The organism is Synechococcus sp. H55.9 (assembly GCF_047462355.1).
Lineage (GTDB): Bacteria > Cyanobacteriota > Cyanobacteriia > Thermostichales > Thermostichaceae > Thermostichus.
On record NZ_JANSJB010000007.1, the window covers coordinates 25520 to 37715 of the forward strand.

11 protein-coding genes and 2 tRNA genes are annotated in these 12196 nt (G+C 62.4%); 9 read left to right on the forward strand and 4 right to left on the reverse strand.

What is annotated here, in order from left to right:
• The first annotated feature begins 413 nt into the window (after positions 1 to 413).
• From acs to NW857_RS01935, 3 genes are read left to right on the forward strand one after another with little or no spacing between them, the layout of a single operon-like run.
• On the forward strand, positions 414 to 2372 hold the full coding sequence (gene acs, locus NW857_RS01925; RefSeq protein WP_414336040.1) for an acetate--CoA ligase: 1959 nt from the start codon (positions 414 to 416) through the stop codon (positions 2370 to 2372).
• 57 nt (positions 2373 to 2429) lie between these two features.
• Positions 2430 to 3650, forward strand: a complete 1221-nt coding sequence (locus NW857_RS01930; protein WP_414336038.1) for a cysteine desulfurase family protein — start codon at positions 2430 to 2432, stop codon at positions 3648 to 3650.
• A 33-nt stretch (positions 3651 to 3683) separates the two neighbouring features.
• Positions 3684 to 4283 carry a CPP1-like family protein gene (locus tag NW857_RS01935; protein WP_414336036.1) on the forward strand — a complete coding sequence of 200 codons (600 nt, stop codon included), beginning with the start codon at positions 3684 to 3686 and terminating at the stop codon, positions 4281 to 4283.
• Positions 4284 to 4562: 279 nt separating this feature from the next.
• Here NW857_RS01935 and NW857_RS01940 read toward each other — a convergent pair whose 3' ends face one another.
• The 3 genes from NW857_RS01940 to lysA form a co-directional block, all read right to left on the reverse strand.
• Positions 4563 to 5309 carry an isoprenyl transferase gene (locus tag NW857_RS01940; RefSeq protein WP_414348939.1) on the reverse strand — a complete coding sequence of 249 codons (747 nt, stop codon included), beginning with the start codon at positions 5307 to 5309 and terminating at the stop codon, positions 4563 to 4565.
• Positions 5310 to 5314: 5 nt separating this feature from the next.
• Positions 5315 to 6238 carry a diadenylate cyclase CdaA gene (gene cdaA / locus NW857_RS01945; protein ID WP_414334907.1) on the reverse strand — a complete coding sequence of 308 codons (924 nt, stop codon included), beginning with the start codon at positions 6236 to 6238 and terminating at the stop codon, positions 5315 to 5317.
• A gap of 212 nt (positions 6239 to 6450) precedes the next feature.
• A complete protein-coding gene (lysA, locus tag NW857_RS01950) occupies positions 6451 to 7827 on the reverse strand; it encodes a diaminopimelate decarboxylase (RefSeq protein ID WP_414334906.1) in 1377 nt (458 codons plus the stop codon).
• A gap of 185 nt (positions 7828 to 8012) precedes the next feature.
• Between lysA and NW857_RS01955 the strand changes: the two genes are divergently transcribed.
• Together NW857_RS01955 and NW857_RS01960 are read left to right on the forward strand one after the other, a co-directional pair.
• A tRNA-Tyr gene (locus NW857_RS01955) sits at positions 8013 to 8098 on the forward strand.
• A gap of 8 nt (positions 8099 to 8106) precedes the next feature.
• Positions 8107 to 8178, forward strand: a tRNA-Thr gene (locus NW857_RS01960).
• On the opposite strand, the gene miaB is transcribed toward NW857_RS01960, so the two are convergent.
• Positions 8178 to 9539 (reverse strand): tRNA (N6-isopentenyl adenosine(37)-C2)-methylthiotransferase MiaB, encoded by a 1362-nt coding sequence (gene miaB, locus NW857_RS01965; protein WP_414334905.1) that lies wholly within the window; start codon positions 9537 to 9539, stop codon positions 8178 to 8180. The two genes, NW857_RS01960 and miaB, sit on opposite strands and share 1 nt — an antisense overlap.
• 112 nt (positions 9540 to 9651) lie before the next feature.
• Here miaB and NW857_RS01970 point away from each other — a divergent pair, with 112 nt between their 5' ends.
• The 4 genes from NW857_RS01970 to NW857_RS01985 all read left to right on the forward strand — a co-directional run.
• The gene (locus NW857_RS01970) at positions 9652 to 10086 is read left to right on the forward strand and encodes a BlaI/MecI/CopY family transcriptional regulator (RefSeq protein WP_414334904.1); all 435 of its coding nucleotides are present in this window, start codon (positions 9652 to 9654) and stop codon (positions 10084 to 10086) included.
• Positions 10083 to 10961: a M56 family metallopeptidase gene (locus NW857_RS01975; RefSeq protein ID WP_414336691.1), complete on the forward strand. Its 879-nt coding sequence runs from the start codon at positions 10083 to 10085 to the stop codon at positions 10959 to 10961. The genes NW857_RS01970 and NW857_RS01975 overlap by 4 nt, the downstream gene beginning before the upstream one ends.
• 83 nt (positions 10962 to 11044) lie before the next feature.
• Positions 11045 to 11992: an acetylglutamate kinase gene (gene argB / locus NW857_RS01980; protein WP_414334902.1), complete on the forward strand. Its 948-nt coding sequence runs from the start codon at positions 11045 to 11047 to the stop codon at positions 11990 to 11992.
• Positions 11993 to 12011: 19 nt separating this feature from the next.
• The coding region (locus NW857_RS01985) for a hypothetical protein (RefSeq protein ID WP_414334901.1) at positions 12012 to 12196 on the forward strand (185 nt) is incomplete at its 3' end.

Consider the following 12196-nt stretch of genomic DNA (forward strand, 5'->3'; position numbering starts at 1 on the left):
GGCCTGCCCTTGCCTTTTTTGAGCTATGGCCGCTCGGCTCTGTTGACCAACTTTCTGGCCATCGGCCTGGTGGAATCAGTGGTGATGCACCGCCAACGCACCACCTTTTTCAAGTAATTTCAAGAGTTCTCCTCTCCCTCTTTTTCTAGCGGCACTGACCCAGGCCAGTACCCATCTGTTCTTCGCTCGGCAGGGATCCCGCTCGTCTGCAGAACTCCCATGAAGTCCGAAAAGGCTGTAATTTGAATGGCTGCAATCGATTCAGTATGAAATTGACCACCCCTGGCAATGGGGATCGCTCCCTTGCTCTACCCCTGCTGGGGTAGGTATCCTATTCCCACCCCCCTCCCGTCGTCCCTTGTAGGGAGCCGCGGCGCGGTTGGGATCCCCTTGTCTGTACCGGTCTTGTCGCCATGTCTCAACCGGCCCTGGAGTCGATTCTGCAGGAAAAACGCCTTTTCCCGCCGCCTCCCTCGTTTGTGCAGCGGGCTCGCATCACCCCTGAGCGCTACCAACAGATTTGCCAAGAGGCGGAAGCGGATCCCTTGGGGTTTTGGGAGCGGCTGGCACAGCAGGAATTGCACTGGTTTCAGCCTTGGCAGCAGGTGTTGCACTGGGATCCGCCCCAGGCGCAATGGTTTGTGGGGGGACAGCTCAACCTCAGCTACAACTGCCTGGATCGCCATTTGGACAATGGCCGCCGCCACAAGCCCGCCCTCATCTGGGAGGGGGAGCCGGGGGACACTCGCACCCTGACCTACGAGCAGCTCCACCGCGAGGTCTGCCGCTGGGCCAACGGCCTCAAGTCTCTGGGCATTCAAAAAGGGGATCGGGTGGGGATCTACATGCCGATGATCCCGGAGGCCGTCATGGCCATGCTGGCCTGTGCGCGGATCGGGGCAGCCCATACGGTGGTGTTCGGCGGGTTCAGCGCCGAGGCCCTCAAGGAGCGGCTGCGGGATGCGGAAGCCAAAGTCGTCATTACCGCCGATGGGGGCTGGCGCAAAGATGCCATCGTCCCCCTCAAGCCCCAAGTGGACTTGGCGCTGGCGGAAGGGGTGCCCAGCGTCGAAAAAGTCCTGGTGGTGCAGCGGACAGGACAAGCTGTGTCGATGATCCCGGATCGAGATATCTGGTGGCATGAGCTGGCCCCCAGCCTAGAAGAAGCCTGCCCCGCCGAGCCTATGGACGCGGAGGCGATGCTGTTTATCCTCTACACCTCCGGCACCACCGGCAAGCCCAAAGGCGTTGTCCACACCAGCGGCGGCTACAACCTCTACACTCACGTCACCTGTCAGTGGATCTTCGATTTGCAAGAAGAAGACATCTACTGGTGTACTGCCGATGTTGGCTGGATCACGGGCCACAGCTACATCGTCTATGGCCCCCTCTCCAATGGTGCGACGGTGTTTATGTACGAGGGGGCGCCCCGACCTGCTAAACCCGATTGTTTCTGGGAGCTGATCGCCCGCCACCGCATCTCGATTTTCTACACCGCCCCCACGGCAATCCGGGCTTTTATGAAAAGTGGCGACGCCCTGCCCCGCCGGCATGACCTCTCCTCGCTGCGGCTGTTGGGCACCGTGGGCGAGCCGATCAACCCGGAAGCCTGGATGTGGTACTACACCGTCATCGGCAGTGGGCGCTGCCCGATTGTGGATACCTGGTGGCAGACCGAAACCGGCGGCATTATGATCTCGCCCCTGCCGGGAGTTACACCCACCAAGCCGGGATCCGCCACCCGCCCTTTCCCGGGCATTGCGGCAGATGTGGTCGACATGGAAGGGAACCCGGCCCCAGAAGGGGGTTATCTGGTGATCCGCCGTCCCTGGCCGGGCATGATGCGCACCCTTTACAAAGATCCGCAGCGGTTCCGCTCCAGTTACTGGGAGCGGATCCCGCCCAAGGATGGGCAGTACTTCTACTTTGCCGGGGACGGCGCCCGCCGGGATGAAGATGGCTACTTTTGGGTGATGGGCCGGGTGGACGATGTCATCAATGTTGCCGGCCACCGTCTGGGCACGATGGAATTGGAATCGGCGCTGGTCTCTCACCCAGCTGTGGCGGAGGCAGCGGTGGTGGGGCGACCGGACGAGATCAAGGGAGAGGCGATCGTGGCTTTTGTCATCTTGGCGGAGGGCTACGGGCCGGGCGAAGCGCTGCGCCAAGCGCTGATGCAACATGTGGTCGAGGAGATCGGAGCCATCGCCCGCCCCAGCGAAATTCGCTTCACCGAGGCGCTGCCCAAGACCCGCTCTGGCAAGATCATGCGCCGCCTGCTGCGGCAACTGGCTGCCGGCTCCGGCATCAGCGGCGATACTTCTACTCTGGAAGACCTGGGGGTGCTGGAACGGCTGCGGCAAGGGGTGTGAACTGCCAACGCGCCGGCACTAAGATGGGGACATCGAGTCCTGGGTTGTCAAGCTCGCATGTCGCCTCTGGATCCCGCACTTTACTTTGACCACAGCGCCACCACTCCGCCTCGGCCTGAGGTGATCGAGGCTATGGGGCTGGCGATGCAGGAGAGTTGGGGCAACCCCTCCAGCTTGCATGGGTGGGGAGAACGGGCGGCCATGGCCATGGAACGGGCGCGGCAGCAGGTGGCCGAGCTGCTCAACTGTGAGCCGGAGACGCTGCTGTTTACCTCTGGCGGAACGGAGTCCAACAACCTGGCCCTGTTTGGGGTGGCGCAGCGCTACTCCACTCCCCAGCATCTCATCATCTCCAGCGTCGAGCACGCCTCGGTGGAGAATGCCGCCCGTCGGTTGCAGGCCCAGGGCTGGGAGGTAACCCGTCTGCCGGTGAACTCCGCCGGCCAGGTGGATCCCCAAACCTTGATCCAGGCGTTGCAGCCCAAGACCGTTCTGGTCTCCATCGTCCACGGCCAGAATGAGGTGGGATCCCTGCAGCCCATTGCCGAGCTGGGCCGCCTCTGTCGCCAGGCTGGGGTGCTCTTCCACACCGACGCGGTGCAGACGGCGGGGCGGATCCCCCTGGATCTGGCGCAACTGCCTGTGGATCTGCTCTCCCTGTCTGGGCATAAGCTTTACGGGCCGCAGGGGGTGGGGGCGCTCTATGTGCGCCCAGGGGTGGAGCTGCAACCGTTGCTGCGGGGGGGCGGGCAAGAACGGCGGCTGCGAGCCGGCACCCAAGGGATCCCTGCCATTGTCGGCCTAGGGGTGGCGGCGGCTTTGGCAGCCCAAGAGCTGGAGCGGGAGACGGCCCGCCTGCGGCAGTTGCAACGGCAGCTGGCCCAGTTGCTGGCCTCTGTGCCGGGTTTACGGCTGATCGGCCCCTCGGATCTGGAGCAACGCCTGCCCCACCACCTCAGCTACTGCACTGCCGCGATCCCGGGGCACGTGCTGGTGAGGGAGATGAGCCGCCAGGGAATCGCCATCAGCGCCGGCTCTGCCTGTAGCAGCGGCCAGCGGATCCCCAGCCGCATCCTTTTGGCCATGGGCTATTCCGAGGTCGAGGCCCTGGGATCTATCCGCCTCAGCCTGGGCAAGGCCACCACCCAAGCCGCGGTTGAGCAGGTGGCCCGCTCCCTGCAGGCTCTCCTCCGCTCTGCTGCTGGATCCCTTGAGGAGAAGGCAACCCAACCCCTGCCGTCGGCTCCTGCCGCTGAATTGGCGGCTGGGTTAAGGTGATAGAGAGTTACAGGGCTGGTCGTCATGGCTGAGATGAGTCCGTATCAGGTCTTAGGGGTCAGCGAAGAAGCCTCCTTTGAGGAGATCCAATCGGCGCGGGCCCGGCTCCTGGCCAGCTTGGGTGCGGATGAACAGCAGCAGGAGCGGGTGGAACAGGCCTACGACGCCATCCTGATGCAGCGCCTGCGCCTGCGCAAGGAGGGCAAGATCGCCGTCCCCGACCGCATTCGCTACGCCGAACAACGGGCTAGCCGTCCAGAGACAGAACCGAGTTTGACCCGTCCTGCTGCCCAAAATCCCCCCTGGATCAGCCGTTGGCTGGATAGCCCTTCTGCCCCGGATGTGCTCTGGCCCGCCGTGTTGCTGGGAGGGCTGGTGGGTTGGGTTGTCTTGGCCCCTGATGAGTATCCCTCCCTGCAACTGGCGCTGGGGCTGATGACCTGCATCTATTTCCTGTACCGCAAGGAGCGCCGCTTCCTTCGCGCTTTTCTCTTGGCGCTGGCAGGACTGAGCCTAGGACTGATGTTGGCCTACGGCATTGCCCTTCCCCTCACCGGCGGCGATGCCCCCGGCGCCCTGTTGGTGGGGATCACGTTTGGGGTGATGTGGCTGATAACCAGCTTTTTGCGCTAGTTGGGGAGCTTCAGCTACACACTCCTACATGTGTGCTGCCTGTCCATTCAAGTCGTTCCAAGCCGGCTTGAGATACAGCCACTTCAAACAGCAACGAAACGGTTCGTTACGTCGTTCCCTAACTCCCCTCTCCCTCAGGGAGAGGGGTTGGGGGTGAGGGCCCTGAGGGAGAGGGGTTGGGGGTGGTCGCGTGAGCGGCGCGGAGCGCTTGGGCTAGCTCCCTGAGGGAGAGGGGTTGGGGGTGAGGGTCTGGTTTGATTGAACCAGGCGGGCATCCTCTCATCTGCCGAAGCGCCGCTGCCGCGACTGATAGCTGAGCAGGGCTTGGTGAAAGGCGGCGCGGTCGAAATCCGGCCAGAGGATGGGGGTGAAGTACTGCTCGGTGTAGGCCATCTGCCAGAGCAGGAAGTTGCTGATGCGCATCTCGCCGCTGGTGCGGATCAACAGGTCGGGATCGGAGAGGCCGGTGGTGTAGAGAAATTGGGAAAAGAGGGCTTCGTCGATCTGATCCGGTTGCAAAAGTCCCTGTTGCACCAGGGTGGCAATCGAGCGGCAAGCCTGCAGGATCTCCTGTCTGCCGCCGTAGTTGAGGGCCACCGTCAGGCAAATGCCCTCGTTGTGCTGGGTGCGTTCCACCGCATGCAGGATCGTGTCCTGCAAAGACTGGGGCAGGGCCGACAACTGGCCGGCAAACTGGATGCGCACCCCCTGCTGCACCATTTCCGCCAGCTCCTGCCACAGCACCTGCTCAAACAAAGTCATGAGAAAATCGACTTCTTCGCGGGCGCGGCCCCAGTTCTCGGTGGAGAAGGCGTAGGCGGTGAGGGCGGGGATCCCCCAATCATCGCAACAGCGCAACAGCTCCTTCAGGGCCGCTACCCCGCGCTGATGCCCGACACTGCGGGGCAAACCCCGTTTTTGCGCCCACCGCCCGTTGCCATCCATGACCACTGCCACATGGCGGGGCAACAACTGCGGATCCAGGTCGGCAGGCAACTGCAGAAGATGGACAGGAGAAAGGGTCATGCGGCTCAGTCTTTGGGAAGGGTTTTCTCGGGTTTGCGAAAGCGTTTGGCCAGATCGAGCAGGGATCCCCACCAGCGCAGCAGTCCATTGCGCAACCACGGGTGGGCCCACAATCCCTGCAGCGGGGCATCTCGTTTTTTAGCATCGCGGGGATTGCGCAACCGCTGCACCAGCAGTTTGTGTAGCTCGGCACTGGTCAGGGGTCGCTCCAGGCGTCCGCCTTCTGCCAGCGAAATGGATCCCGTTTCTTCTGAGACCACAATACACAAGCAGTTGGCTTGTTCGGTGATCCCCATGGCGGCGCGGTGTCGTGTGCCCAGTTGTCGGGAGGCGGCCCGCTCCGAAACCGGCAGGATCACCCCCGCTGCGCGAATGCGATCCCGGTGGATGACAACGGCCCCATCATGGAGCAAAGTTGAAGTCTGGAAAATCGTCTGCAGGATCTCCCGCGACACCCGCGCCTGGAGAGAGACCCCTTTGTCGGTAAACACCCGCGAGTCAATGGGCTGATCTGGCTCGATTACAATCAGCGCCCCTGTCCGGTTTTGGGAAAGCTCTCGCACCGCCTGCACCAATTCTTCCACCAAATCCTCCTCAGGGTCGTCCTCGTCATTGCCTGCGTTGCCCGGCCACTCAACGCGGATGGCCCTCGCCAGTTGCTCCAGCAGCCGCCGAAACTCCGGCTGAAAGAGCACGCCCATGGCTACAGCTGCGGCCAGGAGCAGGCGATCCAAAATCAGGTGCACCAGCGGCAAGGAGGCTGTGGCCAGGTAGAGCACCAGGAGCACCATAAATCCCCGCACCAGCACCCCGGCCCGGCTCTCGCGGGTGTAGTAGAGGGCCAAAGCCAATAGCAAGACAGCCAGAGCCCAGTCCAAGAGGCTGAGAAAGGTAAATTGCTGTAGCCAAGCCCATAAGGCTGCCAGCATGCCAAAAAACCCCGTTCACGCTCCCCTCATTGCAGACCTTCTGCCTGTGCCGCTCTCAGAACCCTTGTTGACTGCGGCCCCCAGACCAGCCTACCACCCACCTCCTATCTGTTTTCCAGTCTCGCCCGCCCAAGACCGATGTGAGTTGCCCTTGCGGGACAAGCGGTACCCCCTTCCTCAACTGAGACGGCTGTGGTCAACCAACCTCCGCCTCACCGCCGCAGCCGCTCCGGTAAAACATCTTGACGAATTAGGTCGGCATAAGTTTCTCGCCGCAGGATCAGCTGGGCCTCTCCCTCATTGACCAGCACCGCGGCTGGTCGAGGAAAGCGATTGTAATTGGAAGCCATGCTGTAGTTATAGGCCCCCGTTGCCAAAACCACCAGCACTTCCCCTGCCATTGGGGCCGGCAGAAGCACATCCTTCAACAGCACATCTCCCGACTCGCAGTGTTTGCCGGCAATTGTGACCCGCTGCGTGGCCTCGGCCTCAGGGCGGTTGGCCAGAAGGGCGGTGTAGCGGGCTCCGTAGGTGATGGGGCGGGGGTTGTCGGACATGCCGCCGTCGATGGTGATGTAGAGACGTCCTTCGGGCAGGCCATCGCCCGGCGGGATCCGCTTTTGCCCCCCCAGGGTATAGGCGGTAACAGCAGCCGGCCCAATCACGGATCGTCCAGGCTCGCAGAGCACCTTGGGCAGCGAGATCCCGGCTTCTGCAAAAGCCTGTTGCACCGCTGTCGCCACTGTTTCCACCCACTCCGGAATGGAGGGGGGATCGTCGGATTCGACATAGCGGATCCCCAGGCCCCCACCCACATTCAGCTCTTGCAGAGGCAGCCCTCGCTCCAGCCCTTGCCGCCAGATCTGAGCCAGCACCCCTGCCAGATCCCGGTGTCCTTGCAGATCAAAAATCTGGGATCCGATGTGGGCGTGCAGCCCGACGCACTCCAACTGGGGATGGGCAGCTATCCGATCCATCGCTTCCGGCAGTTGCCATCGCCCGATGCCGAATTTGCTATCGGTTTGGCCGGTGCGGATGTACTCGTGGGTGTGGACATCGATACCGGGGTTAACCCGCAGCAACAGGCGGGCTGGTCGTTCAGAGGTGGCCAGGGCAGCCACCTGCTGCAGCTCGTAGAGGCTATCCACCACCAAAGTACAGCCCGTTTCCAGAGCCAGGTTCAGCTCCTCAACAGACTTGGCGTTGCCGTGCAGGTAGAGATCTTCGCCTTTGGCTCCTGCCTGCACAGCCGTGTACAGCTCCCCGCCGGAAGCCACATCCAGTCCCAGCCCCTCCTGCAGGGCCAAAGCACAAATGGCCAAGCAATTCCAGGCTTTCGTGGCGTACAAAACCCGGAATTCCCCCGCGTAGCAGCGGGCCCAGGTGTGGCGGTAGAGCCGGCACGCCTGCCGCAGAGTCCACTCGTCCAGGATGTAGAGAGGGGATCCAAACTGGCGCACCAGCTCCACCACGTCGCAGCCGCCAATTTCTAGGTGCCCCCGGCTGTTGATGCGGCTGGTCAGGGGGCGCAAAGACTGGTTGGGAGAAACTTGTTCGACGGGGGTGGGGGTGCCAAGGGTTGAAACCATAGTGACGAGCAAAAAGACTGTCCTACACCCTATCAAGTTTTCTCTCCAGTTTGGCCGAGGAAAGGCCCTCAAGCCCGCGCTTGCCAGGGGGATGGCTGCCTGCCCGGCCCCGCTAGGGCACGTTCCTCACAAGTGGATTCGATCTTGGCTGGCACTTTCTGCTACTATAGAAGGCCAGTGTCTGGGGGTCGATGCCCGAGGGGTTAAAGGGGGCGGACTGTAAATCCGCTGGCTTACGCCTACGTTGGTTCGAATCCAACTCGGCCCACCATCGGGTTTGCCCACGTGGCTCAGTGGTAGAGCACCCCCTTGGTAAGGGGGAGGTCACGAGTTCAATCCTCGTCGTGGGCTTACAGGATGTGGGTGGCCCCTGTTGGCTGGGGCAGAGTCTCGCCTGGCTTGCAGACCTCGCCGCTGAGAGAGAAGGCCCGTGTAGCCGTGATGCGCACCGGCACCAGGGATCCCTTCAGTTGTTCCGGATCCCCTGCGAAGAACACCAAGCGATTGCCGCGGGTGCGCCCCATGGCCTGGCGGGGGTTTTTCGGGTTGGGGCCTTCCACCAGCACCTCCTGCACTTGGCCCAGGAGTCGAGCGCTGCGGGCGGCAGCCACCTCGGCCACCAGTCGGTTCAGCCGTTGCAGGCGATCGCTTTTTTCCTCTTCCGGCACTTGGTCAGGCCACTCCGCCGCAGGGGTGCCGGGACGGGGGGAGTAGGCGGCGGTATTTAACAAGTCAAAGCCGATATCCCGCACCAGTTGCAGGGTTTCTTGGAACTGGGCTTCTGTTTCGCCCGGAAAGCCGACGATGGCATCGGCGCTGATGGCCGCTTCCGGCATGTATTGGCGGATGAGCTGGATGAGTTGGCGATAGCGATCCTGGGTGTAGCCGCGCCGCATCCGCTTGAGCACGGCGTTGCTGCCTGCCTGGAAGGGGATGTGGAAGTGCTCGCAGACTTTGGGCAGCTCGGCGCAGGTGGCGATCAGCTCCTCGGTGAAGTAGCGCGGGTGGCTGGTGGCAAAGCGGATCCGCTCGATCCCTTCCACCGAATGGACGAAGCGCAACAGGCTGGCCAGGTTGGTCTTGGGATCCAGATCCCGCCCGTAGGCGTCGATGTTCTGGCCCAGCAAGGTCACCTCGCGGTAGCCCGCCCGGGCCACGTCTTCGATCTCGGCGCGAATGGCCTGAGGTTGGCGCGACTGCTCTTGTCCCCGCACCAGCGGCACGATGCAATAGGTGCAGCGTTCGTTGCAGCCGTAGATGACGTTGATCCAAGCGGTTACCTGGCTGTCGCGGCGGGGCTTGGTGATGTCTTCTGGGATCTCGATGGGATCGGTGGCCACCACCTGGTTGCCGGCCTCCACCTGCGCCAGCAGATCCCCAAGGCGGTTCACGTACTGGGGGCCCATGACCAGATCCAACTCGGGGACGCGGCGCAACAACTTTTCTCCCTCTTGCTGAGCCACACAGCCGGCCACGATGAGCTTGATGGCCGGGTTTTTCCGTTTGCGCTGCGCCTGGATGCCCAGGTAGGAATACACCTTCTGCTCAGCATTGTCGCGGATGGTGCAGGTGTTGTAGAGAACCAAATCCGCCTGCGACTCATCTTCGGTGGCCACATACCCCAGCGACTCCAGGATCCCGGCCATGCGCTCGGTGTCGGCGCGGTTCATTTGGCAGCCGAAGGTGATGGTGTGGTAAGTGGGAGCAGCCATGGGAAGAACAGCACCAAAAGCCATCATTTTGAGCTTAGCGGATCCCTGACGGTTACGGAGTTTGCGACTGCATCGGCTAATCTGGAAAGGATCCTTACCCTGGCAAAGGTGCATGTTGCCAAAGCATCGTCCCAAGCAACTGTCGCTGGGCCCTCTGGAATCGGAAATCCTGGATATCCTTTGGGATTTGGGCAGTGCCAGCACCCGGCAAATCCACGAGCGCATCTTGGCCGATCCGGATCGAGAGCTGGCCTATGCGTCGGTAACCACCGTCTTGCAGCGCCTGAGCCAGAAGGGCTGGGTGAGCTGTGAGCGCCGCACCGATGCGCAGGGGCGAAACCTACCGATGCTGTGGCGGCCCCGTCTTTCTCGTCAGGAAGCGGCCAGCCTCAGGGCCTTCACCCACCTGCAACAATTTTTGGCCGTGGGGGATCCGGATACGGTGGCAGCCTTTGCCGACAGCCTGGATCAGGCCAGTGTGTCCCAGTTGCAGGCGATTGCCGAACGGCTGCGGGCAGCTCGTCAAGCTAGGAGGGAGACGCGATGAGCCACTTGGGCATGTTGGCACTGGGCTTAGGCCTCAGTTGGCTGTGGCGGGCGCAAGTGCGTCTGGATAAAGGTGGCGGGTGGGGCCGACGTTGGCAGCGAGCTTGGCTCCATTTCTTGCTGCCGCCGCTGCTTTTGCTGACAACTGCTTTGGCCTTGGCCTGGATGGGGCCATGGGGACAAATGGCCGGGTCGGGGGGCTGGTTCTGCTACGGCTGTGCCCTGCTGCTGCTGGCTGTGGCCGGCGGCGTGGCCTTGCGCTGGATGTGGGAATACTGGTGCTCCTATCGACGCGCCCACCTACAGGCTCTGGCCCAAGTGGATTTGCATGGCTCTCCAGCCTATGTGCTGGACTTGGAGATCCCTTTTGCCGCCCAAGTGGGGGTGTGGAATTCGCGGCTGGTGGTCAGCCGCGGCCTGCTGGAGCAATTGGATGAGGAGCACTTGCGGGCTGTGATCGCCCACGAAGAGGCCCACCGCCACTACCGCGACACCCTCTGGATGTTTGGGGTGGGCTGGCTGCGACGCCTCACCGGCTGGCTGCCCAACACCGAGATCCTCTGGCAGGAATTGCTCACCCTGCGGGAGCTGCGGGCGGATCGCTGGGCGGCCCAACGGGTGGATCCCTTGCTGTTGGGAGAAGCCTTGCTGCAGGTGGTGGGCTATGGGGTGGGGGATCAACTGGCATCAGCTTGGGTTGGCTTTGCAATGGCCGTGAGTTCAGACCCAGGACAACGGCTGCAAGAGCGCATCGATGCCCTGCTGCAGCAGGCAGAGTTAGAGCCTGTCGATCCCTTACCCAGTGCTCCAGTTCAGGGTTGGGCTTGGTTAGGGTTGGCCCTGTTGCCTTTGCTGGCGATTCCGTTCCATAGCTGATTGCGGTAGCGGGACGGAGTCCCAGAATCTGGCAGAATGCGCTACTCTAGGTCAGGCTTTCTGACTTCTACCGACTTACGGCAGTGCAGACCAACTTTTCCCTTTCTGAGGCGACTGGGTCGGCCTGTGATCCCCTGACGCGGGCGCAGATCCTCATTGAGGCTTTGCCCTACATCCAGCAGTACCAGGGTCGCGTCATTGTCATCAAATATGGCGGCGCCGCCATGGTGCATCAGGAACGGCGGGCCGAGGTGTTACGGGACATCGTCTTTCTGGCCTGCGTTGGCATCCGTCCGGTGCTGGTGCATGGAGGAGGCCCGGAGATTAACAGTTGGCTGCAAAAGCTGGACATTCCCTTCAAGTTTGTGGACGGCCTGCGGGTGACCGATGCCGCCACCATGGAGGTGGTGGAGATGGTGCTGGTGGGCAAGGTCAACAAGCAGATTGTACAGCTCATCAGCTTAGCGGGCGGCTCGGCGGTGGGGCTGTGCGGTCGGGATGGCAATTTGATCAAGGCGCGCTCCCAGGGCCGGGCGGAAATCGGCTTTGTGGGAGAAGTCAGCACCATCAACCCCCAGTTGGTGCAAACTCTGTTGGAGGGCGGCCAGATCCCGGTGATCTCCAGCGTGGCCGCCGACGAGACGGGCCAAGCCTACAACATCAATGCCGATACGGTAGCCGGGGAGCTGGCGGCCTCTCTAGGGGCAGAAAAGCTGATCCTTCTCACCGACACCCCCGGCATTCTCAGGGATCCCCAAGATTCTGGATCCCTGATTACGCTTCTGGATATCGAGATGGCCCGCCAGTTAATCCAGAGCGGCGTGGTCAGAGGCGGCATGATCCCCAAGGTGCAGTGCTGCATTCGCGCCTTGGCTCAAGGGGTGCGGGCCGCCCACATCCTAGACGGGGGATCCCCGCATTCCCTGCTCTTGGAACTGCTAACCGATGCCGGCGTGGGCACTAAGCTTGTCCCTTCCCAATTTTCCGCCCAGTTGGAGGGACTGAACAGCGGGCCTGCTAGGCTTCCTTAACGTTTTTGGGTGTCAGTCAGTGAGCCTTGCCACCTCTCCCCCCGCTGCCGATTTAAGTAGGGATCCCCAACCCCGGCGAGAAAGTGACTGGCGACTGCTGCGGCTGCTCTGGCCCTATGCCCGGCGGCACCTGAAGCTGTTGTTGGCCGCCTTGGCCTTTTTGCCGCCCCTGGCCCTAGCCGATGCGGTGCAGCCCTTGATCCT

Excerpts from the sequence above, each read along its gene's own strand:
- cdaA (WP_414334907.1), bottom strand. The coding sequence starts at position 6,238 with ATGCTGGCAGCCTTATGGGCTTGGCTACAGCAATTTACCTTTCTCAGC.
- NW857_RS01975 (WP_414336691.1), top strand. The coding sequence starts at position 10,083 with ATGAGCCACTTGGGCATGTTGGCACTGGGCTTAGGCCTCAGTTGGCTG.
- NW857_RS01970 (WP_414334904.1), top strand. The coding sequence starts at position 9,652 with ATGTTGCCAAAGCATCGTCCCAAGCAACTGTCGCTGGGCCCTCTGGAA.
- acs (WP_414336040.1), top strand. The coding sequence starts at position 414 with ATGTCTCAACCGGCCCTGGAGTCGATTCTGCAGGAAAAACGCCTTTTC.
- NW857_RS01940 (WP_414348939.1), bottom strand. The coding sequence starts at position 5,309 with ATGACCCTTTCTCCTGTCCATCTTCTGCAGTTGCCTGCCGACCTGGAT.
- miaB (WP_414334905.1), bottom strand. The coding sequence starts at position 9,539 with ATGGCTGCTCCCACTTACCACACCATCACCTTCGGCTGCCAAATGAAC.
- NW857_RS01935 (WP_414336036.1), top strand. The coding sequence starts at position 3,684 with ATGAGTCCGTATCAGGTCTTAGGGGTCAGCGAAGAAGCCTCCTTTGAG.
- NW857_RS01930 (WP_414336038.1), top strand. The coding sequence starts at position 2,430 with ATGTCGCCTCTGGATCCCGCACTTTACTTTGACCACAGCGCCACCACT.
- lysA (WP_414334906.1), bottom strand. The coding sequence starts at position 7,827 with ATGGTTTCAACCCTTGGCACCCCCACCCCCGTCGAACAAGTTTCTCCC.